The organism is Coleofasciculus sp. D1-CHI-01, from assembly GCF_040218875.1.
GTDB lineage: Bacteria > Cyanobacteriota > Cyanobacteriia > Cyanobacteriales > Coleofasciculaceae > Coleofasciculus.
This window is the reverse complement of sequence record NZ_JAVJQP010000116.1, coordinates 38,009-61,344: the sequence shown is the minus strand read 5'-3', so window position 1 is coordinate 61,344 and position 23,336 is coordinate 38,009. Positions and strand designations below refer to the sequence as shown.

General features: G+C 45.7%; 24 protein-coding genes and 2 pseudogenes. 11 read left to right on the top strand and 15 right to left on the bottom strand.

Annotation, left to right across the window (positions count from 1 at the left end):
* Positions 1-70 precede the first annotated feature (70 nt).
* The 4 genes from RIB93_RS21115 to RIB93_RS21100 form a co-directional block, all read right to left on the bottom strand.
* Entirely contained in the window at positions 71-463 is a 393-nt protein-coding gene (locus RIB93_RS21115; protein WP_446344294.1) for a PH domain-containing protein, read from the bottom strand.
* Complete coding sequence (gene rnpA, locus RIB93_RS21110; protein ID WP_446375298.1) at positions 453-857, bottom strand: ribonuclease P protein component; 405 nt, start codon at positions 855-857, stop codon at positions 453-455. Before rnpA ends, RIB93_RS21115 begins: the two co-directional genes overlap by 11 nt.
* Positions 858-1,007: 150 nt before the next feature.
* Positions 1,008-1,145, bottom strand: a complete 138-nt coding sequence (rpmH, locus tag RIB93_RS21105; RefSeq protein WP_446375296.1) for a 50S ribosomal protein L34 — start codon at positions 1,143-1,145, stop codon at positions 1,008-1,010.
* A 122-nt stretch (positions 1,146-1,267) separates the two neighbouring features.
* Positions 1,268-1,798 (bottom strand): DUF2808 domain-containing protein, encoded by a 531-nt coding sequence (locus RIB93_RS21100; protein WP_446375294.1) that lies wholly within the window; start codon positions 1,796-1,798, stop codon positions 1,268-1,270.
* Between the two features lie 648 nt (positions 1,799-2,446).
* Here RIB93_RS21100 and RIB93_RS21095 point away from each other — a divergent pair.
* From RIB93_RS21095 to RIB93_RS21085, 3 genes are all read left to right on the top strand, one after another.
* Complete coding sequence (locus RIB93_RS21095) at positions 2,447-3,592, top strand: Re/Si-specific NAD(P)(+) transhydrogenase subunit alpha (protein WP_446375292.1); 1,146 nt, start codon at positions 2,447-2,449, stop codon at positions 3,590-3,592.
* A 175-nt stretch (positions 3,593-3,767) separates the two neighbouring features.
* Positions 3,768-4,046, top strand: coding sequence for an NAD(P) transhydrogenase subunit alpha (locus RIB93_RS21090; RefSeq protein WP_006105018.1), 279 nt, complete (start codon positions 3,768-3,770; stop codon positions 4,044-4,046).
* Positions 4,047-4,059: 13 nt separating this feature from the next.
* Entirely contained in the window at positions 4,060-5,466 is a 1,407-nt protein-coding gene (locus RIB93_RS21085; protein WP_446375290.1) for an NAD(P)(+) transhydrogenase (Re/Si-specific) subunit beta, read from the top strand.
* A 326-nt stretch (positions 5,467-5,792) separates the two neighbouring features.
* Here RIB93_RS21085 and RIB93_RS21080 read toward each other — a convergent pair whose 3' ends face one another.
* From RIB93_RS21080 to RIB93_RS21065, 4 genes are all read right to left on the bottom strand, one after another.
* Positions 5,793-6,194 carry a surface-adhesin E family protein gene (locus tag RIB93_RS21080; RefSeq protein WP_446375288.1) on the bottom strand — a complete coding sequence of 134 codons (402 nt, stop codon included), beginning with the start codon at positions 6,192-6,194 and terminating at the stop codon, positions 5,793-5,795.
* A 9-nt stretch (positions 6,195-6,203) separates the two neighbouring features.
* Positions 6,204-8,384 carry a hypothetical protein gene (locus RIB93_RS21075; RefSeq protein WP_446375286.1) on the bottom strand — a complete coding sequence of 727 codons (2,181 nt, stop codon included), beginning with the start codon at positions 8,382-8,384 and terminating at the stop codon, positions 6,204-6,206.
* Positions 8,385-8,462: 78 nt separating this feature from the next.
* A complete protein-coding gene (locus RIB93_RS21070) occupies positions 8,463-9,941 on the bottom strand; it encodes a hypothetical protein (RefSeq protein ID WP_446375284.1) in 1,479 nt (492 codons plus the stop codon).
* Between the two features lie 73 nt (positions 9,942-10,014).
* Positions 10,015-11,052, bottom strand: coding sequence for a phage tail protein (locus tag RIB93_RS21065; RefSeq protein ID WP_446375282.1), 1,038 nt, complete (start codon positions 11,050-11,052; stop codon positions 10,015-10,017).
* Between the two features lie 88 nt (positions 11,053-11,140).
* Between RIB93_RS21065 and RIB93_RS21060 the strand changes: the two genes are divergently transcribed.
* The 6 genes from RIB93_RS21060 (at position 11,141) to RIB93_RS21035 (ending at position 19,474) form a co-directional block, all read left to right on the top strand.
* Entirely contained in the window at positions 11,141-11,323 is a 183-nt protein-coding gene (locus RIB93_RS21060; protein ID WP_446375280.1) for a hypothetical protein, read from the top strand.
* A gap of 878 nt (positions 11,324-12,201) precedes the next feature.
* Complete coding sequence (locus tag RIB93_RS21055; protein WP_446375278.1) at positions 12,202-14,307, top strand: ATP-binding protein; 2,106 nt, start codon at positions 12,202-12,204, stop codon at positions 14,305-14,307.
* 493 nt (positions 14,308-14,800) lie between these two features.
* The gene (locus RIB93_RS21050; protein ID WP_446375276.1) at positions 14,801-15,154 is read left to right on the top strand and encodes a GxxExxY protein; all 354 of its coding nucleotides are present in this window, start codon (positions 14,801-14,803) and stop codon (positions 15,152-15,154) included.
* Positions 15,155-15,448: 294 nt separating this feature from the next.
* Complete coding sequence (locus RIB93_RS21045) at positions 15,449-16,420, top strand: polymorphic toxin type 33 domain-containing protein (protein WP_446375274.1); 972 nt, start codon at positions 15,449-15,451, stop codon at positions 16,418-16,420.
* Positions 16,421-16,452: 32 nt separating this feature from the next.
* On the top strand, positions 16,453-16,899 hold the full coding sequence (locus RIB93_RS21040; protein ID WP_446375272.1) for a DUF4279 domain-containing protein: 447 nt from the start codon (positions 16,453-16,455) through the stop codon (positions 16,897-16,899).
* 319 nt (positions 16,900-17,218) lie between these two features.
* The gene (locus RIB93_RS21035) at positions 17,219-19,474 is read left to right on the top strand and encodes an eCIS core domain-containing protein (RefSeq protein WP_446375270.1); all 2,256 of its coding nucleotides are present in this window, start codon (positions 17,219-17,221) and stop codon (positions 19,472-19,474) included.
* Between the two features lie 168 nt (positions 19,475-19,642).
* On the opposite strand, the gene RIB93_RS21030 is transcribed toward RIB93_RS21035, so the two are convergent.
* The 7 genes and pseudogenes from RIB93_RS21030 to RIB93_RS21000 form a co-directional block, all read right to left on the bottom strand.
* Complete coding sequence (locus tag RIB93_RS21030; protein ID WP_446375268.1) at positions 19,643-20,098, bottom strand: DUF6036 family nucleotidyltransferase; 456 nt, start codon at positions 20,096-20,098, stop codon at positions 19,643-19,645.
* Positions 20,052-20,252: a hypothetical protein gene (locus RIB93_RS21025; protein ID WP_446375265.1), complete on the bottom strand. Its 201-nt coding sequence runs from the start codon at positions 20,250-20,252 to the stop codon at positions 20,052-20,054. The genes RIB93_RS21030 and RIB93_RS21025 overlap by 47 nt, the downstream gene beginning before the upstream one ends.
* A 480-nt stretch (positions 20,253-20,732) precedes the next feature.
* Positions 20,733-21,068, bottom strand: a complete 336-nt coding sequence (locus tag RIB93_RS21020; protein ID WP_446375262.1) for a DUF5615 family PIN-like protein — start codon at positions 21,066-21,068, stop codon at positions 20,733-20,735.
* Complete coding sequence (locus RIB93_RS21015; protein ID WP_446375260.1) at positions 21,061-21,381, bottom strand: DUF433 domain-containing protein; 321 nt, start codon at positions 21,379-21,381, stop codon at positions 21,061-21,063. The genes RIB93_RS21020 and RIB93_RS21015 overlap by 8 nt, the downstream gene beginning before the upstream one ends.
* 236 nt (positions 21,382-21,617) lie before the next feature.
* Positions 21,618-21,857, bottom strand: a complete 240-nt coding sequence (locus RIB93_RS21010) for a hypothetical protein (RefSeq protein WP_446375258.1) — start codon at positions 21,855-21,857, stop codon at positions 21,618-21,620.
* The gene (locus RIB93_RS21005) at positions 21,844-22,179 is read right to left on the bottom strand and encodes an element excision factor XisI family protein (RefSeq protein ID WP_446375256.1); all 336 of its coding nucleotides are present in this window, start codon (positions 22,177-22,179) and stop codon (positions 21,844-21,846) included. Before RIB93_RS21005 ends, RIB93_RS21010 begins: the two co-directional genes overlap by 14 nt.
* Positions 22,167-22,400, bottom strand: a pseudogene (locus RIB93_RS21000) (element excision factor XisH family protein); the annotation flags it as partial. The pseudogene RIB93_RS21000 and the gene RIB93_RS21005, both read right to left, overlap by 13 nt.
* 462 nt (positions 22,401-22,862) lie before the next feature.
* On the opposite strand from RIB93_RS21000, the gene RIB93_RS20995 reads away from it, so the two are divergent.
* Both RIB93_RS20995 and RIB93_RS20990 read left to right on the top strand, forming a co-directional pair.
* Positions 22,863-23,069 carry a hypothetical protein gene (locus RIB93_RS20995; RefSeq protein WP_446375254.1) on the top strand — a complete coding sequence of 69 codons (207 nt, stop codon included), beginning with the start codon at positions 22,863-22,865 and terminating at the stop codon, positions 23,067-23,069.
* Positions 23,066-23,327: pseudogene (locus RIB93_RS20990) on the top strand (hypothetical protein). The gene RIB93_RS20995 and the pseudogene RIB93_RS20990 overlap by 4 nt, the downstream one beginning before the upstream one ends.
* Positions 23,328-23,336: the final 9 nt, after the last annotated feature.

The window sequence follows — 23,336 nt, the reverse complement described above, 5'->3', positions numbered from 1 at the left end:
AGCTTACCCACCTCGTCAACACGAATACCCTTGTCTAGATCATTGCTCCCTTGCTCACCGCCGCTATACTTTAAGCCTTAACCGAATCTAGGGGTTTACCCGTTTTTGCAGAAACTTTTTCACCAATATAATCGTAAATTTCGCGAAACTGAGGCATAGCCCTCAGTTCTAAGCGGCTACCATCTTTCAGGATAACCACAATATCTCCCCACAGACCGATCCCACGGGGAACTTTCCGCAGTTGTGCAATTTCGGAGTAGATAATATCCGTGCGATCGCGCCCTTGCCATCCCCCTGTCACCGAAATGCGACGAGTTGTCACCCGATAGCGCAACCACAACGCTCGCACAACCGCCCCAATGGTTAAGGGCAGGGCGATAACTGTGAACCCCAACAAAATGTTTATAATCAAATCACCGATATGGGGACCCCCCTCATAATAGGTTTCTTCTTTAATGCCCATTTATTACCTCAGCATCTACCAATAACTGCTCTAATTCTTGCAAAAATTGAGCATAATCGCACTCCAAGGCGCTGGGACGCACGCCAACTATGATATGCCAACCGGGTGTCAGTCGCGGCAATAATTGGCGCAAAGCCGCTCGTATCTGCCGTTTCAGCCGATTACGGATAACGGCTTTTTTACTGACTTTTTGGCTGACAGAAATACCGATGCGAGTGGGGGGTAGATCGGGAGGATTGAGCTGTAACTTGTCTGAACGGAGACCATTCTCATGGCTAACCCTAGGCAAATGCAAACCTCGCACGGTTAAATGACGTCCATAGCGACGAATTCCTTTTTGGTATACTGCCTGAAAATCTCGCCAATGCTTGAGTCGATTCGCCTGGGGCAACAATTGTTATTTGTCCTTGGTCATTCGTAATTTGTTAGGGAACAGGAAACAGGGCAAGGTAGAGTTTTGAGTTAACTCATAACTTCCCCATCTTCCCTCTCAACCCTGTTTCAAGACTTACTCTCAAAAGCTAGGAGCCTTAAACCAGTAACACTACACCGCTAGACGATAACGTCCTTTACTGCGGCGGGCTTTAATCACCGTTCGACCGTTTTTGGTTCGCATGCGGGCGCGAAATCCTGATTTGCGTTTTTGCTTGCGGTTACTACCGCCTAATGTACGTTTTGTCATGGTTTATTCTTTATCGCGCTACATCTTTTAAGTTTGGAAAACAGGGAGAAAGCGAAAGTCGTTATACTACTTTACCCTGTTTACCAAAGAATCACGATCTACTAGCTTAACATTCCAATAGCCTAAATAATCGTCAGAATCCAGGTTCCCATATAACGGGGTAGGGGAACATCACCGGGAGTCCACACTAGGCATTCAAAATAAAAGGTACCGCCAAACCGGGGATTTTTCACATTGGACAACACAATCTCCACCTTCTCCTGGGCTGGAACTGGCTCCTGCATATAAATCTGTAGCTGGTAATTGTCTTTATCCCAATCTACCTCAGCAATGGGTAGTGATTCGCCGTCAACTCTTACCTCAATCCGATCTGTGTCAAATTTTCCGGTGTAATAATCTGGATAACGAACGACAAACTGCTGCACCGCCAATTCCATCTTCTTGCTGGGAATCCTCAGGTAGTATCGATCCCATTGATTAGCTTGACCTCCAAACCCCAGATAATACCTGAGGATATTTTCCCGTTGCACACCGCTAAATATAGTGAGTCCGGGATTACTCTGTGCCCAAGTCTGAACCGCTACGCCAGTCAACAAACAGCCCGTTAAAGCAACGGCTGGCATCAAGCGTCTTAGAGATTTGCTAATAAACATAAGTGGGAAACCTTTGGCTGTACAAAAACCAAGCTTTTTATTAAACTTCACAATCTTTGACTGTAGCAGATTTACCTCATGCTGTAGTCCAGCGATGGTACAGACGCTCAAGAGGTGGGAAAAGTGCCTGATGCTTATCCTCCCGCCAGGGGATCAGGGAGAGTACATTTGTAGGGGCGGGTTTTACCGATAACATTCTGTCGATGTCCGATAACTTGACTAAACCCGCCATTCTAGAGGATCAGGGGGAGGTGGAGGAGACAAGGGAGAATTTCCCAATAGACTCATTACCTATTCCATCTTGACTCTTGGCGTTGACTCCGCTAAAGTGTCTGGCAGCTTATCATCACCCTCTTCTTCGTTTTTGTTTTATCTGTAGTTAAATATACACAAAATTGCGGAAAAGCTGCTCATACTTCTGATTATTACCGAAAAATGGCGATTCTATAACTATCCAGATTGTGGAATTAATCTATATTTATCTAGTCAATGACAAATAAATTTTTCTAGCCCAAAATAACCTGTGCATTTTTGATGCAAAAGGAAGGCACAAGGGCTATCATGTCATAAAAATACTCCCTTCATGTAGGGCAGTTGCCTAACACCCAAGTTATAGTTTTTCGGTGAGTCGATAAGCAAGGAGTTGTCATGAAAATAGCACTGGTTAAAGAAATTGAAGTGGGCGAAAATCGAGTCGCCCTGATTCCGGATACGGTTGCCCGTTTAGTCAAACAGGGCTTAGAGATTTGGGTGGAAAACGGTGCGGGAGAGGCATCGTTTTTTAGCGATCGCGCCTACGAAGAGGCGGGAGCTACCCTAGTCTCAGATCCAGGTAAACTCTGGGCTGAAGCTGATGTGATCGTAAAAGTGGGCATCCCCAAAGATGATGAAATCAACCAGATGCGGGAAGGCTCAACATTAATTAGCTTCCTGAGTCCCTTGGGGAAACCAGAGGTTGCCCAGAAACTGGCAAATCGTAAGGTGAGTGCCTTCAGTATGGAGTTGATTCCCCGTACCAGTCGCGCTCAGAGTATGGATGCGCTATCTTCCCAAGCTGGGTTAGCCGGGTACAAAGCGGTACTGATTGCCGCCGCCGCGTTACCGAAATTCTTCCCCATGTTAACCACAGCAGCGGGAACGATCAAACCCTCAAAAGTGTTTATCCTGGGTGCAGGCGTGGCTGGCTTACAAGCGATCGCGACTGCCCGACGCCTGGGTGCTATGGTAGAAGCCTTTGATATTCGTCCAGCGGTTAAGGAAGAAGTACAAAGTCTGGGAGCCAAGTTTGTTGAGGTCGATCTCCAAGAAGATACCGTAGCTGAAGGGGGGTATGCCAAGGAAGTCTCTGACACCGCGAAGCAGCGTACCCAAGCGGTGATCGCCGAACACGTCAAGCAATCGGATGTGGTGATTACTACCGCCCAAGTTCCCGGCAAAAAAGCCCCCTTACTGGTGACGGAGGAGATGGTTGAGCAAATGACTCCAGGTTCGGTGATCGTGGATCTCGCCGCTGAACAAGGGGGGAACTGTGCCGTTACTGAAGCCGGGAAAGATATCGTTCGTCATGGCGTCACCGTTATCGGTCCAATCAATGTCCCCGCGTCCATGCCCACCCACGCCAGCCAGATGTACGCCAAGAATATCTCAACGTTATTACAGTATCTGGTCAAGGAAGGTCAGTTACAACTCAATTTTGAGGATGATATTGTAGACAACACCTGCATTACCCATGCGGGTGAAATTCGCAATCAGCGGGTGAAAGATGCTCTAGCTCAAATGAGTACAACTGTCTAGGTTGCAGAGGAGCCTGTAGAGACGTAGCATGCTACGTCTGGAAACTGGGGAAGCGGGTTAGTTGTTTGTGCCATACTGCCAAAAAAGTCAGGGTTAAGGGTTTGTCCCCATCTCGCTACCCTGTAGCCTACTGGCAGAGAAGCAAGTACCATGAACCGCGAAAAAGGAGAAAAAAATGACCACCACATTCATTGCCAGTTTATTTGTCTTTGTCTTAGCCGCCTTTGTTGGTTTTGAAGTGATCAACAAAGTGCCACCCACCCTGCATACTCCCTTGATGTCTGGGGCAAATGCCATTTCCGGGATTGCCGTCATCGGCGCATTGCTCATCTCCGGATCAAAGGAATGGAATGTCACCGTCATTTTGGGTTTAGTGGCTGTCGTGCTAGCCACGGTTAACGTGGTGGGCGGTTTCCTGGTTACGGATCGCATGTTGCAAATGTTTAAGAAATAAGAGAGGTGAGCGCATGACCGACTTTCTACCGACTGGGATTGAACTGACGTATTTAGTCGCAACCGGATTATTTATCTTTGGGCTGAAAAAGCTGGGATCACCAGCGACAGCACGCCAAGGAAATGTGTGGGCTTCCGTTGGGATGCTGCTAGCTGTGGTGTCAACTCTGCTGAACCAACAGGTCTTAAATTATCAAATGATTTTGGTGGGGATCGCCATCGGTGCTGTCATTGGTGTGACGGCAGCCTATAAAGTGGCGATGACTGCCATGCCTCAGATGGTAGGCTTGCTGAATGGGTTGGGTGGTGCCGCCTCAGCGTTAGTCGCGATCGGGGAATTTTGGCGCTTGCTGAATGCGGGTCAAGGTGTACCCTTAGGATCTACGATTACCGTGATTCTGGGTGTGCTAATTGGTGGGGTTACACTCACCGGGAGCTTTGTGGCATTTGGCAAGTTACAGGGATTGATTACGGGTAAACCGGTAAAGTTTCCCTTGCAGCAAGTATTTAATGCCTTACTCCTGATTAGCTTTTTGGTCTGTAGTGGCTACCTATTAGTCACACCGGACAATACGAGCATCTTTCTGGCAATGGTGGGTATCTCCTCAGTGTTAGGGATTTTCTTTGTCCTCCCCATTGGCGGCGGCGATATGCCTGTGGTGATCTCACTGCTGAACTCGTTTTCCGGGTTAGCGGCGAGCGCGGCAGGTTTTGTCGTGATGAACGATATGCTGATTGTGGCTGGGGCGTTAGTTGGGGCTTCCGGTTTGATCCTGACCAATATTATGTGTAAGGCGATGAACCGTTCCTTACCTAACGTGCTATTTAGTGCCTTTGGTAGCGGTGAAGTCAAAGGCGGTGCAGGTGGCGCAGGTGGTGTCGGTGACAAAGTTGTCCATAGTATTGATGCCGAAGAAGGGGCAATGATGTTGGGCTATGCCCGCTCTGTGGTCGTTGTTCCGGGTTATGGTATGGCAGTGGCTCAGGCACAACATACAGTGCGTGAATTAGCCGATCAGCTTGAAAAACTGGGCGTTGAGGTCAAATACGCCATTCACCCGGTTGCCGGTCGGATGCCGGGACACATGAACGTACTCTTAGCGGAAGCTAATGTCTCTTATGACTATCTCTACGATATGGATGACATCAATCCTCAGTTTGATAATACTGATGTTGCCCTCGTCATTGGTGCCAATGATGTGGTGAATCCCGCCGCTCGTAGCAATAGCAGTAGTCCGATTTATGGGATGCCAATTCTCGATGTGGATAAGGCGAAGCACGCGATCGTGATTAAGCGAAGTATGAATGCGGGCTTTGCTGGTATTGAAAATGAGCTGTTCTACGGCGATAAGACGATGATGCTGTTTGGTAGCGCCAAGGATGTTGTGGGGAAGCTTGTGGCTGAGGTGAAGCAGCTTTAACCGACAATTATCGTTTTTTACCACCCGAATGTGATGAAACCCGCCCCCACAATTGAATCAGGGCGGGTTTTGTTGCTCAGTTATCGGTGAATAGCACAATTGAGTCCCTAAACCCGCCCCTACACCCGCCCCCACAATTGAATCAGGGCGGGTTTTGTTGCTCAGTTATCGGTGAATAGCGCAATTGAGTCCCTAAACCCGCCCCTACAAGTGATTCCCTATCCAGAAAAGTTGGTATTTCGTCGAAAAAAAACCTCAGCCGCAAGGCTGAGGTCTATAACCAGGGTGCATCTACCGTTTTTTCCTACAGCATGGACTTGATCCGATCAGGAAAAATCCTCAGTTTGGCAAACTAATTTCCATATCGCCTCGCCAACGCTACCGGAGGTAAAAAATTGTAACGGTTCATCGTCGCTCAACTGGGTACGATTGATCAATTCGCCTTGAACATTGAAGCGAGCGATCGCCACAGGACGCCAAGCCCGCAGTGGACAAATCATCGCACTGTAAGTCTTTCGCGCTAATAGTCCTTGTTCATCCGGTTCTGGAAAGACAGACATCTGCCAGAACCAGACCGTATTATGGCGACGTTCGACAAATTCGGGGTCAACGTAGTAGTCAATGTCATTGTGATCACGGGCAACAAATACCCACTGGTCAGCTGCAGCCGGTAAAGTGGTGAGCAGGGTGGTGATACTACTTGCTATAATTAGGCGTTTGAGCTTCATTAAGCCTCCTCACTCATCGCGATCGCACCCTAACACTTGCAGTCGTTTTGCTCGTTTCACCCGCACCTGGGTATCATCACTACCACTGGCGATTAGGATATTTCTCTTTAAAACATTTATATCAACACTGTTGAATCTTTGGTTTCTCAATGACTGACCCACTTCAATACCACTTAAATAATTTTCTGCTCGTTCACCCTGATTAGTTAGGGGCCAAAGCATCATTCGTCCGTCATCGCCCCCACTGGCTAAGTAACACCCCCCGTTACTCAATGCCACAGATCGCACAGGTTGACCGCCATGACCATTTTGCCATTGGTCAATAATTTCACAAGATTCACCTTCAATCAGGCAGGATTCCATATTCCACAAGGTAATATAGCCTTGATTGTCAGCCGTTGCCATCAGATAAGGTTTCATATCTGCAACATCGATACTCTCAATATAATCATCCTGACCCCCTTCACGATAGGGTATGGGAATTGCCACATTATCTGGGTTGGGTACATTCCAAATAGCTAAGGTATTAAACCGTCCAGCAACCGCTAAATTTTGATTACCTTGTCCCACAAATTTTAAGGCATATATGGCAAATTTGAATCTTCCACTACGTATGGGTTCAACGTTCCCATTCAGTCCAGTCTCGGCTTCGTTTAAGTTTTGTTGAATATCCCACCTAAATACCCAACCACTGCCATGACCACTAAAAAGCGAGCGTGAGTCATCTGTAAACTCTAATGCCAACACTCGATCATCTTTTTCCTGGGAAAAAGACATCATTAATTTTGGGGTTTCTGCCAATAAATTTAACAGTTGAATCTCACCATTTTCTAACCCAGCAGCCACCACGTTATTATCGACTGGTTTATAACGAATAACCCGCACAGCTTTATCTGTATCAGCAATCTTCTCCACTTCTGGATTAGCAAAGGGATTAAAAAAGCCATCGACTCGCCATTTAATTAAAGTTTCGTCATTAGACCCACTGACAACATTCTGGCTCATGCCATTAAATTGTACCGAATTAACCGCATCTTGGTGTCCAAAAAACTTATTATTGGGATTGAGCCAAGACAACCACCAGATGAAATATAAAAGTAGCAGTCCTCCACCCAGAAGTAACCAAGTCGGAATAATCGGATAAACATCTAGTTTCAAAAATTGACTCGTGGGATTAGTATTCCCTAGACGCTGATCCGATAACGTCGCCAATGCTTCTAAAGAAAGTTCCTTTTTTCGACCCCATAAATGGCGTCGGGCTTGAACTCTCAGCGACGCTTGAGCTATTTGACCCGGATTTAATTCGGCGGGTTTATCCGGCAATTCTAAGGTACATTCCTGTTGGTCTTCACCCTGAATATTAACAGTAACCTGTTGCTGAAGATTGCTATGATTCTCAAATTCCAAGGTGTAGGGAACGGGTGAATTCCGCCAGTTGGGTATCCAAGCGCGTTTGGTGGGAATTTGCTGCTGTTTGGGAGTGGCGCTAAACTCAACCAACCCCATAGGTAAAACTTCTAGCGTACCTTCCACTTGGGCGGGGGAACCATGGCGATGAGTCGCCGCGATCGCAAAGGGATAAATCCGGCTGGGGGCTTGGGAAATGTCAGGAATTTGGCAAATAAATGTTTCAGTGACTTGTCCGTTTGGAGGGAGATACAACTGGCGTTCTGTTCCATCGACAATCCAGGTTGGATCTATGCCAGAAAATTTTAACGTAACATGGGTTTCTATTTGACTGGGATTATAAACTCGTACCGGAATTTCATCTTCATTTGCCGGATATTCTTGAAACTCCCGCACTGGCAGATCCAATTTTAACGGAATTGAACCCGTACCCTGTTCTAGAATCAACCGCAGCACTTCTCGGTCTTCATCTGGGAGTTCCATGGAGAAGACACGCACTGTTAGGTTCATCAATCCGACAAACCCCGGTACAGGATTATCGACAATCGCCACCTGAAAATGAGTAACGTCACCTGGAGGCTTTTTGGTACTCACTTCTGGGGAGATCTTGTACCAATCTGGAAGCCGATCAGCATCAACTCCAGCCGCCGTCACTTCCACCTGGAAACTGGCAAAGCGATCGCTATCATTAACGACCTTAACTTCAAACGAAGCGGGTAGACCTCCAGGCTTAAATCGAAGTTGTTTTGGGGAAACCGTTGTATCAATTAAATTATCTACCATTTATTTTTTCCCTTACGTCCTAAACTCCCTCAGTTTCCCTGTTCCTTGACACATTACAAATGACGAATAACTAACACTCTATATTAACCTATCAAATAGCTCATCTCGACGCGATGGTGCTGATGGGTTTGATGGATTGGAGGGGTGGGAAGGGGATGACGCCATCACCGTTGGTGGTGGCTGCTGTCCACGGGTTAGTTGTCGGCGACGCCAAGCTAAATGCAAAATGTTAATCCCTAATTCCTGGGCTGTACGCATTACTTCACGGGGAATCAGTCGTTTTTCATTAATTCCCCACGCCTCCGATAAGTTACCGATCGCGACAATAATTCCGCCACCACTTAAGAGTTGAATCGGTTTTCTATTGATACGAGGTGCTGTGGCAAAGAGAAAGGGTTGAGTCCGCAGTAAGTCGTGACGGTCTAATTTTTCCAGTGGCGTTAACTGGGTTCCTATACTTTGAGCAAACTCTTGGAATCGACCCGCGATCGAATTCTTTCGTCTGGCTAACTCTGTAGCAATCATCTCTCGTTCACTAACAATATCTTGTCGGCATTGCTTTAATCTTGTATCCGTATCAATATTGGGGTTATCATCGATTTGGGTTAGCGCCTGTTCGAGTTCTTGGTAAACCTTGCTCAGGTCTTTAATCGCATTGCCTTGAATCCAATGTTTCAATCCTGCCGACGCTTCGACTAAAACTGTACCTCCTGCGTTTAAATACTTTCGCAGTACCTCAAATTCTGATTCTCCTAATACCTGAACTTGGCGATCCGTCATAAAAAATAAATCATACTCTAAAATAGCTTGTAGTTCTGCCGATTGTAAACTAAATTCTCCAATTTTATCACTCCCCTGAAGGGCAGGGTAAAGTCCAGGGGTTGATTGCAAAAGATAGGAAAGATTTGATAAAATACTTTCTTGTTCATGGTTATCCACCGCTAACCCTTTGTACATGGCAACGTGAACGATCGCCAGAGGTCTAGCTTGGGGCTGAAGACGGTAGCGCAAGTCCAACTGGTTATAGCTAGGGGAGAAACTATTGACGGGCGCTTCCAGTTTAACGAGTCCGGTTTTGAGAAGAATCCGGCACAGTTCAACATCCCCTTCTGTGGGTGGATTTGCCTTTTCATCAATCCGAAATGTTTCGACGATGCGATCGGTAACTCTACGGGTACGTAATTCGGCGGGATCTCTAAATTTAACTACCAAATACACCATCAAGGGTTCTTCTGAAGTCGCTTCTGAAGAAATCCGATAGGACATGGGTTCTGGCACTACGATAAAATTGCCAAATAAATCAATAGCAAGTCCCGGTTGAATTTCGACCCAACGTTCATCTCGGTATTTCGCCACAACATCAGCGGGGGCGGAAACGACATGTACCCCCAACCCAAACACAATTCCGGGCTGATGTAGAGATTGGTAAAAGGTACTATGATACTGGCGATGATAGTGGTGAGCTAACTGCCAACGTTGGGCATCAATGAGTAAGCCGTCTGTGACATGGAGACGTTCAAATTGTTGGAGAAATGGGGGAGGGAAATGGTTAGTCATTTGTCTTATGTCATTTGTCTTATGTCATTTGTCTTATGTCATTTGTCTTATGTTATTTGTTATTCGTCATTTGTCATTCAATATAGAGTTCATACGTACAAAAGGCGGGTTTTTCTTGGCGGATAATTTGATGCACTAATAGTTCGTCAATTTTAGTCGGGGGTTCAGGGCGCAGTCGGACAATGAAATGATAGGGTTGTCCACCGCCAATCAGGGAGTCTTGATTGAGGCGGGTGTTTCCCATCATAAATCCCTGACCAAACACTTCTTGAATACAAATATGCTTTTCATGTTCGGGAAGATGGTCATCTAAGGGTAAGTCCGTAAATAAATGCAGGTAAAATCGTAATCCCCGACGTGTACCCCGCCAGCGATAAATCTCCATCGCCTGACGAATCAGATAGCGCTGTCGCTGTAGGCTTAAAGCGGGGTTGAGTTGCCAACCTACCCAATGTGCCAGAAAGGGTAGGAGGGTTTCTGGTGTCATTAAGGGGTCGAGATACGCCCATAAAGCCTCTAAGGATTGTAAGGTAGGTTCAAAGGCTTGCTCGAAAATTTTCAGAAAGCGACCGATAAAATCGACTTCTTGATAAATTTCGGGTACAAAGTTTAGATATAAGCTACGAGGACGAACATAAAGATTAAAGCTCGCCGATTCAACATGTTTGCTCCCCGTTCCCGATTGGCTGGAATAGACATAAATCTGACCGCGATAATCGAGACGGTGAGCGGGTTTAGTATCCCAATCCTGATTAGATTCAAAGAAATCCGCTGACATATAAAAGCGAATCACCACTTCCATGCGCCCCCCAGCAAGAAGTTCCCGCCCTTCCATTCCCAAACGATACCATTGGGAGGGAAAATCTCCCTGGATTTGAATATCTAAGTGTAAGGTTTGGTTGCTGAGGTTTTCCAGTTCTAGCAGCAGTTCACTCGGTTCTCCCGGATAGAGAGTGAGGTAACAACCGCGACGTTCTGTGTCCCGCGTGGCTTGGTTGAGTAAAGGTGCGGCTGACTCGCTTGACCCCGCAATCGGCTGAGGGGTAACCTCTGGCAACTGCATGGAGGTTAGTTGTAAACGTAAGGGTAATATATCGCGAGCTTGTGTCATACTAAATCCGGGTTAACTCCCCCTGTTTTGGTAAGTTGGTGGGGACAATTAACGTTAATGGTGGGGATCGTCATTTGTCTTATGTCTTATGGTCAGGGCGGGTTTTGTTGTTCCGTTATTGGTGGATAGGGCGGGTTTTGTTGTTCCGTTATTGGTGGATAGGGCGGGTTTTGTTGTTCCGTTATTGGTGGATAGGGCGGGTTTTGTTGTTCCGTTATTGGTGGATAGGGCGGGTTTTGTTGTTCCGTTATTGGTGGATAGCTGTCTTTAGTCCCTAAACCCGCCCCTACATTCCCTAAATCCGCCCCTACATTCCCTAAACCCGCCCCTACACATTCAAATTAGGTAGTCTACTCTATTTAATCCGAGCGACTCTACATCGTTCGGTCGGTGTATCTAATTGCTTATGCCATGAAGTGATTATAGCAGTGAATAACGACGGTTCAACTCCGTAGATTAGCGAAAATAAACTCAACCCTATTAAGTTGTGTAAATATCTCCTAAACCCTTACATAAGAAATAGCTTGTTCCTTAGCAGAAGTGAGTAGGACGCGCTCTACTGTTAACTTTTATTAGGACTTACCGACTTCTCATTTCTATCTGCGCAAGTGCCAGGGTTAATCTGTTGATCAACTTGCTTAAAAATTAGGATCAAGCACAGTTTCAACCCGGATTTAGCAAGTCCGATTAAGTTCTCTGTGTCAATCTGTGTGCTTGACTATTAAATGTTTTCTCTGTGCCATTTCCTTGTCTGTGTAATCTGTGTTTTTGTCAAGACCTCGTATTAATTTGTATCGTAACTTAAAAAAAATACATACGTCCAAGGATACGGTGGGCGGGAGATGAAAACCCGATATTATACAAAGTGTTAGCAAGATTCAAGGGGTTTAGCTATATCGAAATTATTTTTGTCCATAAAATATCCACCATAGATAATATACCAGAACATCGCACATCTTTCTCACAATGGCTGAATTCCCTGAAAATTCGTAGATTATTCCGGAAACAGAGTAAAAAACGAACAATTATGATGTTGTGTTAAGACATCAAACAGATTTAAATATTCAAACTTTTTCTTTGGGAAAGAATAGTTTGAATTATCAGAACTTGACAGGTTTAGCCTAAATAATCTTGAGGAAAGCCAAAACCATGTCTGTAGCAAAGGATACAACAACTATAAATTGGTATGTAGTCAATAGTCGTCGTGATCTGATGAATGCGATCGCACAGGTACGACAGGCGCTGATGGGTCGGATTGAGCAGCGTCAGGGAAAGGAGACGGAACCGATCGCGATCGCACTGCCAGAGGAGGAAGAGGATGCTCCACCCTCGGCGTTGACTCAACTCTGTCAGATATTCCGGTTATCGGGGTTTGAGCGGGATGTGTTGCTCCTCTGTGCCGGGATGGAATTAGATGATCAGTGGGGGGCGTTATGTGCAGAAGCCCAGGGGGAGGCGCAGCAGACCTATCCCACGTTTGGTTTAGCTTGGGCGCTTTCAGCAGAGCCGAATTTAGCCGCCTTGCGTCCAGATGCGCCTTTGCGCGGATGGCGGTTGATTGAGGTGGGAGAGGGGATGAGTCGGCTGAAGTGTCCCTTGCGGATCGATGAGCGGATTTTTGATTATCTGTGGGGGGACGATTATATTGATTCGCGATTGCGGGGAATCGTGCAGCCGTTATCCGTGGAGGCAGAGGATTATGCTGTTTTACCGCCCTCTCATCAGCAGATAGTGGCGCAAATTGCAGCAACTTGGGTGGAGTCATCTCGGACAGTGTTGCCTGTGATTGGGTTATCGGGGGTGGATGGATTGAGTAAAAGCGCGATCGCGGCGGCGGTTTGTCGTCAGTTGAATTTGAACCTGCATCGCTTATCCGTGGCGGCGTTGACGCCTCAGGTTGGGAGTCTGAGTTTAGTCAAGCAGTTGTGTGAACGGGAATGGTTCTTGAGTCATGCGGTGCTATTCCTGGAAGGGGATGAGATGGAGGAGGGGATGACCGCTGGGTTATCGGAATTCATTGATACGATTAATCTGCCCTTAATTGTCAGTAGTCCCGAACGTGGGCGACAACGAATGCGATCGCGGATTACCTGGGAAGTGCAGCCACCCACCGCCGAGGAACAGAAGGCGATTTGGCAAGGGGCGTTAGGAGGAAGGTCTCTGCATCTGGAGGCGGAGATTGAAGCAATCGTGTCTCAATTTCAACTGAGTGTCCGGGATATTTATACGGTGTGTATCCAGGCACAAAGGAGTCTGGAGGAAGAGATTGCCAAAAAAGCAGCCGCCCAAGCCACTCCTGCACCTGAACCCGTCGAGGAAACCAAACCCAAGCGCAAACGCCGAACCACTCGCAACACGGAAACCAAAACCCCACCCCCGAAACCTGTCACCTTGGACGTGGCAAAGAGTCCCCTGTGGGAAATATGCCGCAAGCAAGCCCGTCCCCAGTTAGAGGACTTGGCAGTACGGATTGAGACAAGGGCAGAATGGGAGGATTTAATTTTACCGGAGAGAGAGAAGGGGATGCTGCGGGAGATGGTGGTACAGGTACAGCAACGGGGAAGGGTCTATGAAACCTGGGGATTTGCCCAGAAAAATCAGCGGGGATTGGGAATAAATGCCCTATTTTCTGGGATGTCGGGAACCGGGAAAACCCTGGCGGCGGAGGTATTGGGGAATACTCTGCGGTTGGATGTCTATCGCATTGATTTGAGTGCGGTGGTGAGTAAGTATATTGGCGAGACGGAGAAGAATTTGCGGCGCATTTTTGATGGCGCGGAAGGGTGTGGGGCGATTTTACTGTTTGATGAGGCGGATGCGTTATTTGGTAAGCGATCGGAGGTGAAGGATTCCCATGACCGTCATGCCAATATTGAGGTGAGTTATTTGTTGCAACGGATGGAAACCTATCGGGGATTGGCGATTTTGACGACTAATATTCAGACGGGGTTGGATCAGGCGTTTATTCGTCGGATTCGGTTTATTGTTAAGTTTCCCTATCCGGGTGCGAAAGAACGAGAGGAAATCTGGCGGCGGGTGTTTCCCGAAGCGACGCCGACGGAGGGGTTGGATTTTAAGAAGTTGGGAAAACTGCACATGGCAGGGGGGAATATTAAGACGATTGCTATGAATGCGGCGTTTTTAGCAGCGGGTGCTGGGGAAGCGGTGCAGATGAAGCATATTAAGCAGGCGGCGATTCAGGAATGTCTGAAGCTGGAACGTCCGATGGGTCAAGGGGAGTTGCAAGGCTGGTAACACTGATTTCGCTGATTTTTTTATGGGTTGGGGGTGGGTAGCACAGGTTGGTAGCACTGATTTCACAGAGGGGTGAGTGGTGAGTGGCAAAGGTTGGTAAGGATGATTTGATGGTACGGGTGGTAACACTGATTTCTCTGATTTTTTTAGGGGTTAGTAATGGGTGGCTTATGTTAGAAGCACTGATTACACAGAGGGGTGAGTGGTGGGTGGTAACACTGATTTCTCTGATTTTTTTAGGGGTTAGTGATGGGTGGCTTATGTTAGAAGCACTGATTACACAGAGGGGTTAGTAGTGAGTGGCGGCAAAGGATGTACGGATGATTTGATGGTTGGGAGGACTATAAGCGTGTTCTGTGTAATCTGTGTACCAGACTATTTGAGTCTTCTGTCTGTGCCATCCTCTCTGTGAAATCTGTGTTATTCAATCGTGAGGCTGCTGGTAAAATCTAAGAAAATCGGTGTAATCAGTGTTTGAGGCAGGAGGTTGGGGATGGGTTATTTGTATGAGGAGAAGACCTATCAAATAATTGGCGCGGCACAGGAGGTGCATCGGGAGTTAGGGGCAGGGTTTTTGGAGGTGGTGTATCAGGATTCGTTGGAGTTAGAGTTTCAACTGCAGCAGATTCCCAATCATCGGGAATGTCCCTTACCGATTTTTTATAAGGGGGTGCGGTTAAATCGAACCTACAATGCGGATTTTTTATGCTTTGACCAGATCATCGTGGAGACGAAGGCGGTAAGGATGTTAGTGAAGGAATTTGAAGCCCAAACCCTGAATTACCTCAAAGCCACGAAACTGCGCCTGGGGTTACTGATTAACTTTGGCACAGACAGAAGACGCTAATAGTGAGGTACACAGAGTACACAGAAAACTAAATTCGCCTGCCAACCCTAGAATCATCCTTACCAACCTTAGCCACCCACCCCTAACTCCTCTGTGAAATCAGTGCTACCAACCTTAGCCACCCACCCCTAACATCAAAAAAATCAGTGTAATCAGTGTTTTGAAATCAGTGCTACCACCCAGGAATCATCCTTACCAACCTTAGCCACCCACCCCTAACTCCTCTGTGGAATCAGTGCTACCACCCTTAGCCACCCACCCCTACCATCAAAAAAAATCAGCGAAATCAGTGTTATGGCGACTCATCAATCCATCCCCAAACCCGCAAACGCCAAGAAAAAATCCGATATCCTACCCATTCCGGCGCAATCTAAACCCCATCCGGTTATCGCCCAACCGAAAATAGAGTCAACCCTCAGTAATGAGGAACAATTGGCACAGATACGGGCAAAACGAGAAGCATCTGAACGCTTGGGTTCGACGTTATTAACCCCCAAATCCGTTCCCCACACCCCGCCACCCCTGCAACCGAAACTCACCATTGGGCAATCGGGGGATATGTATGAACAGGAAGCGGATAGGGTAGCGCGTCAGGGGGTGAATCATAAGAATGCGCCACCGCAGATTCAAGTCAAAGCGCAGATGGTGCAGCCAAGGGATGCCTTGACTCATTGGGTACAGCTAGGTGGTTATCAGATTCAGGCTAAATCCGATTTTTCCCGAGTCAACACTCACCGATCTGATCAATCTTTACAAAAGCAACTTATTGCTTCTGCTGCGGCACCCTTAGCGGTTTTTGGCCCGATAGGAATCGGCGTGGCATTGACCGTTACGACTGGAGTCGTAATCACAATTTGGCTGAATAATGGTGGCTGGGAGGTGATTGGTAGGATTCCTAATGCTATAGATCAGGGTATTGATAATACGCTTGAGACAGCCAAAGCAATCCTTCAGCAAGCTGGGGAGATGACACAGAACCAGATCGAGGCTTTAGAAGATTTTATTCGAGGCGTTTTTAGAGCCGAAACCCAAGACATTGATCCGAATGATCCTGAACGCGATGGTTCGCGTGATAGAAAACTGTCGAATGGAGAGATTCAACGACTTAAGGATGCTGGGGAAGATATTCATGAACTGAAACGAGATTGTGAGGGTGGGGCGTCTAAATGTGATTTATACAAGGATAGAGACGGAAATATCTATGTGAAACCGAAAGGGGGACTAGGGCCCGGAGATTTTACAGGACTTAATATTAATGATTTTTGAGCTAAAATCCAATCCATGAGGGGATGGAGATAATGACAAAGACGAATAAAGTATATGCCTATTTCCAATTGTCAGGGGTTGAACTTGATCCTGACCAAATTACGACTCAGGTAGGTATCAAACCCACCAAGACGTGGAAAACAGGTGATGTGGTGGTTTATCCGAATGGCAGGACAACTACCCGTACCCGCAAGTTTAGTGTGTGGGAAGTGAGATCTCAACTGAATCCAGCCGCCGAACTTGACCCGACACAAGCGTTAGATTTACACTTGGAGTCAGTGTTTAGCCAACTCGAAACGGGCTGGGAGTCGTTAGTCCAAGTATGTTTGCATTACGAGGCGTTAGTCTGTGGTGTCATTTACGCCTATACCGATATCCCCGCGATTCATTTCAATAAAGAGCAAATTAAAAAAATTAGTGATTTAAATGCGGGGATTGATATTGATGTTTATTCGTTTATGGAAAAATTAGCGGATTAGACTCAGGGGTCAATGGTTATGCCCCATACCTCCAGATTCCCCCACCTACCTCTAACCTCCCTCTAAATCAGTGAAATCAGTGCTACTAATCTCTCACCTCCAACCCATAACCTCTCTATAAATCAGAGAAATCAGTGTTATGGAAACTCATCAACCTCTTTATGTCATCAGTGGGACGAACCTCCCACCTCCCCACCCCAATCTCTCCAAAAAATTCGTGCAACCTGTGCCACCTACCCCTAACCCTTCTGTGAAATCAGTGCTACTAATCTCTCACCTCCAACCTCTAACCTCTCTATAAATCAGTGTAATCAGTGTTATGTCCACCCATCAATCCCTCCCCAAACCCGCAAACGCCAAGAAAAAATCGGATATCCTGCCAATTCCAGCGCAATCCAAACCCCATCCGGTTATCGCCCAACCGAAAATAGAGTCAACCCTCAGCAATGAGGAACAATTGGCACAGATACGGGCAAATCGAGAAGCCTCTGAACGCTTGGGTTCCACCTTATTAACCCCGGAATCTGTTCCCCACAAACCGCCACCCCTGCAACCAAAACTCACGATTGGGCAACCGGGGGATAAGTATGAACAGGAAGCGGATAGGGTAGCGCGTCAGGTGGTGGATCAGATTAATGCGCCGCCGAAGATTCAAGCTAAGGCACCACGCAACCCGATGCAATCTGTGGGGGCGAGGAAGCCCTCTCCATTGGATGATCACCCGGTGATGAAGGTGCAGCGTCAGGCGACTGGGGGAGAGATGGAGGCGTCGCCGGATTTGGAATCCTCGATTCAACGGGCAAGGGGAGGGGGACAACCCTTAGATGATGGGATTCGGGAACGGATGGAAGGGGCGTTTGGGGCGGATTTTAGTCGGGTAAGGGTGCATACAGATGGGACGTCGGATCAGTTGAATCAGTCGATTCAGGCGAAGGCGTTTACCACCGGGCAAGATGTGTTCTTTCGCTCTGGGGCATACAATCCGGGGAGTCGGGGGGGACAGGAGTTGTTGGCGCATGAGTTGACTCATGTGGTGCAGCAGGTCGGAGAGTCCATCCAGGGGCAAGTGAATGAAGCCACTACAATGAATCCAAAAACTGCTGAACTAGACTTAAAGCATGATCAGATCAGTAGAAACATAATGTCTATTCAACGCGAGGTTATCAATGGACACGACACTCAAGACCCAGTTACTTTTAACTCATGGATAGATTCTATCACTGATATTGATCAACTTAACTCTATATATAATCAACTTAACGGTATTAAGAAAAAGAATCAACATGAGTACAATGCTAAGGAATACGTTTTAAAAAGATTGAGAACAGTCGGGAAGTTGGGTTATCTACTACCTGAGAAAGAATTTAGGCAGAAGAGAAAAGCAGAAGAACAGAAAATTGATCAAAAAAGAAAAAAAATAAGTAACGAACAAGGCTTTCCTGAAGTAGAAGAAAAAACCAAATACCATTCAACCCAGTTTACTGATTATGTAATAAATCAGTATCATGCAATGATGCGTTTGGCGGGTAGTAATCAAAATGAATTTGCCCCTTTTGCCGCACAAAACACAACAGGAGGAGGAGGATTCTTAGAAACTTACAACAAAGCCCTTGAGTTAGCCCAAAAACTAGATAATCCAAATGAAATAAACTTTAAGGTAGAAAATAATGAAATATTTGAACATAAGGAACTTGCTGATTATATCGATAAGCTTTGGACATTGTATAGACAAAAGATCGGTGATGAAAAAAATATTCACCAACCGCAGATTCCTGTCTGGGGACAACTTACTAACTGGGGTGCAGGGACTCGAGTAACTGCTACATTTTCTACAGTTGGTACTTTCCCCCATGGTTCAGCAGCAGGGGGAACCCAACAAGAGTTGCCCTGGCTAGGAAAGTTTTTACACAAGAGAAAAGTTAGCAATGGCTCGAAAACACTGTATGTAAAGGGACACTTACTCAACGATCACGTAGGAGGACCAAGCGCAGCCTACAATCTAGTGCCATTAATTGGAAAGAGTCATTATTTGGGAAGTCAAGATGCCAACAGTATTCATCTTAGTATTGTTGAAACTCAGGTGAAAAATGTTGTCGATAACATACTAGCATTGCGGGATTCTGAAGAGCGCTTGCCACCAAGCACAGTAGAGAGAGCGACTTACCAAGTCGAGGCAATATATGGCGATCATCAACGGACAAATACCTCATTTATCCAAACCACACCATCTACTTTTATCAATGCCTTAAGTGAAAAGGATCGAAGCTCGTTAAGCACAAAGAAATATCTCGAAAAAATGCATAAAGATAACAATCCTGCTTGGAATAACGTTGCTGATGCTGTTTTCGCTGTAGCATCATCTTCTAAGGAACAAGAGGAATTATATCCAACAGGAACATTTTCTCGAATGCAGTCTAATGCCAAACTATGGGACTTGGAGGATAAAATTGTTCCCCTTGCTCTTAACGTTAAACTAACGGTTGGCAGGCTGAATAGTAAAGAAGAGACTGTGGTTGATACAAAAGTTCCAAATAAGTTGTCTAATGAACTACAACAGCGATACCAAGAAGACTAATTTTGTACTCAAAGAACATGAATAGCAGAACTTGTAGGGTGCGAAAACGCAAGTGTAACGCACCATCCCAACATAAAACGGTAAACGGTGTTCCTGCGGCACGAAAATTATGGTCAGATCATTTCTTATGGTCAGCAAAGGTTGAAACCTAAACGAACTCAATCTGCTCTATTCGTCCTGAGGAGAAGCTTCTAAATTTTCCAAATCCGCCAGATCTTGCAATCGTCCCGACGCCCGCTTATTGACGCGCAAATTTTCTAAATCAATGAAGTTCACCAATACACCCGCAATCTCAATCTCAAGCCTTGCTGCATAACAGGTGGCAAAATCCACCCCATCCGGTGTGGTTAACAAGTCAATTCGGTTTGGCGGATATCCTAACTGAATCACCTGATCGGATACCATAAAATCCTGAGGCTGTAAATCAACAGAGGCAAATCCAAATTCCTGCAACGCCTGTATCATACGATTAGCATTATCCAGCGACATCTCAATCCAAATATCAATATCTTTCGTGTAGCGAGGATAGCCATGCAGCGCCACCGCATATCCCCCAATCACCAGATAACGAACCTGATTATCGTTTAACGATTGTATAAACTCTTTGAAATCTTGGTTTAGCACCGTATTTCCAACTCACAAACTCTTGGCGAATGGACTCTAATGCCGCCAGACGCGCCGTATAGGGTTGAGTATGCCAATAGACTGCATCCGATTTAGGCGATCTCATCTCCACCTTAGTAATACGGATCTGACGCTGGTTTGATAGTGATGTCATTGAGAGACTCCAACCCTTAGAATCTAGTCGATTATAGCAATCTTAATGATCAGCCGATCAGATATTTCACAGTGCGATCGCCGTAACACTGATTTCACGGATTTTAGAGAAACGGTAGCGGTGGGAAGTGAGAGGTTAATCCCACTGATTTCACGGAGGCGTTAGTCCTCAATTGCCAGAAGATGTAAGAATTGTCGGGAAATCATTAAGTCCTCTGTGTCAATCTGTGTCCTTCACGCTTTGAGTCTTCTTTTTAGTGTCACTCAATCGGTGTAATCTGTGTTTTGGAAGTGATAAGTAAAGAGTCTATAGGCGGACATATTTTTCCATGATGAAATAATACCTAAAAAATTAGCCAAAGTCAACCCTCTATCGTAGAAATGAGTAAAACTAGAAGTGCGATCGCCTGTCGGTCGAATTGAGGATAAACAGAGTGCGATCTCGTTAGGATTGGGTTAATCGGAGAGAGTGCGATCGCCTCTACAGAAACTCGACACGTCCAACCATTTCCTCTGGCGTACAAACTTCATAAATCAGAACCAGACTTTCAATGATTTGTCCAATCGAACGACTGCCTTGTTGACAATATGCAATACCCGGATGATCATTAGTCAAACTAGCCATTCTAAGAAAATCATCATCCTGAGTAAAAAGCACTCGTTTCTCTTGACAAATAAATGTCAACTGTGCATCATCACTTTGAGTACGCAACCCAGCTTCAACAGTTGTTGTCACATCAATACCCCGACGGCGTAACTCACGAGCAATCACAGATTTTACCTGCTCATCTAAGTGAAACCGAATCCGATTACTCACCCCGACTTTCTCTCAACTTTTCCTGAAGAAGGGAGGTAGAACTATTACGCCTTATTTGTTCCACATAAGCCTCACTTTCAGCCGTATAACGGTCAATGTCTTGGCGATGATCATAATAATAAGCCATTGCCGCATAAACCGAAGCCAAGGATAAATCATACTCAGTAGCAATATCCTTCAGGGATTCTCCCATCTCCAGATACAGTTTAGCGATCGTCGCCACTGGCATTCTTGTACCCGCAATGCGGGGTTTACCGAAACAATAGCCAGGATCAATGGCGATATGTTCTGTACTTATGGATTGAAGAGGCATTTTTCTGTCTGGGGTAACGAGAATATTGTATTGATCGTATCATCAATCGGAGTGCGATCGTAACACTGATTTCACTGATTTATGGAAACGTTAAGGGTGGGGGGTGAGAGGTTTACCCCACTGATTTCACGGAGGCGTTAGTCCTCAATAGCAAGATGTAAGACTTGTCGGGAAATTATTCAGTCCTCTGTGTCAATCTGTGTCCTTCACGCTTTGAGTCTTCTTTGTAGTGGCATTCAATCGGTGTAATCTGTGTTTTTGAAGTGATAAGTACAGAGTCTATAGGCTGGCACATTTTCCCACGGTAAAATAGTACCTAAAAAATTAGCCAAAGTCAAGCCTTTATCGTATAAAAGGGTAAAAATAGAAGTGCGATCGCCTGTCGGTCGAAATGAGGATAAACAGAGTGCGATCGCTCTTTGAGTTGGGATGAGGGGAGAGAGTGCGATCGCCATCTTGTTGTTAAACCACTCCATAGCCCGTATATTCTCGCATTTGGGGAGCCTGAAATCCGAGAATAATATCATCTTTTGGCACCCCTCGCTCTACAAGCTCTTGACCCACTCTCATTTCCGTCATATTCTGCTCAATCCAAATTTTTCCCTCCTTAATATCCAAATGTAAAACACAACCATAAACTCGCCGATGACCATCCCATCCCACATTCATAACCATGTAATGGTCTTGTTTTGTATCCAAAACCGTATAACAATCAATCTTACCATTCGCGATTGGGATAGCCGCATAATCCGTCAACACCGACTGAATAATCTGGCGATAAGACTCTAGGGTATCCATTGTAAAATTACCTCTTGAATTGGGTCATAAACAATTTGTTTAATCTGATATCTCTCTACAGATATTTGGGCAAATTCTCGCTTAAAAAAAGATTCATAAATACCGATAGGCACTGCCAAATAGAGAATCCGATTTGGGTCACTGATTTCTAAAGCCAGCCGATAATTCAAAAACTGTCCTAACGCAGCATGGTAATCGGTGAGTGGCGAATCACTTAAAAATCTTTAGCTGCCATTATTAACATCTTCTGATATTACTTAACGGTTTAGACAAGTGCGATCGTAACACTGATTTCACGGATTTATGGAAACGGTAGCGGTGGGCGGTGAGAGGTTAACCCCACTGATTTCACTGAGGTGTTAGTTCTCAATAGCAAGATGTAAAAATTGTTGGGAAATAGTTAAGTCCTTTGTGTCCATCTTTGTGCTTTACTATTGTGTCTTCTTTAGAGTGTCATTCAATCGGTGTAATCTGTGTTTTTGAAGTGATGAGGAAAGAGTCTATAGGCTGGCACATTTTCCCATGATGAAATAATACCTGAAAAAATAGCCAAAGTCAAGACCTCAATCGTAGAAATGAGTAAAAATAGAAGTTGCGATCACATTAGGGTTAGATTGAGTCGTGGAGCCAAGCAAAGCCAAAAGCTATATAATTTAAAATGATCTGTAAAAAAATGAGCGCTTATGACTAAGAGTGACTTAAGGGAAATTGAACGTGCAGTCAGTCAACTTTCCGATGAAGATCTGGCAAAATTTAGGACTTGGTTTGCTGAATTTGATGCAGCCAATTGGGATCGGCAATTTGAGACCGATGTTGCGGCGGGTAGACTCGATGCACTAGCTAACAAAGCCTTAAACGATTTACGACAAGGAAGATGTACTAATTTGTGAAACATCGAGCCACTCCTGATTTTTGGTATTATTATCGACAGCTACCCTCTGACATCCAAGAACTTGCCGATAGATGTTACGAGTTGCTCAAGCAAGATCCTCGATATCCCTCACTACATTTGAAGAAAGTCAGTCGGTTTTGGTCGGTTAGAATAGGTTTACACTTAGCAAGCAATTGCAGTCGAACAGGATAATGATCTAGTTTGGTTCTGGATCGGAACCCACGCTGAATATGACAAATTATTAAGTTCAAAATAGCGATCACGG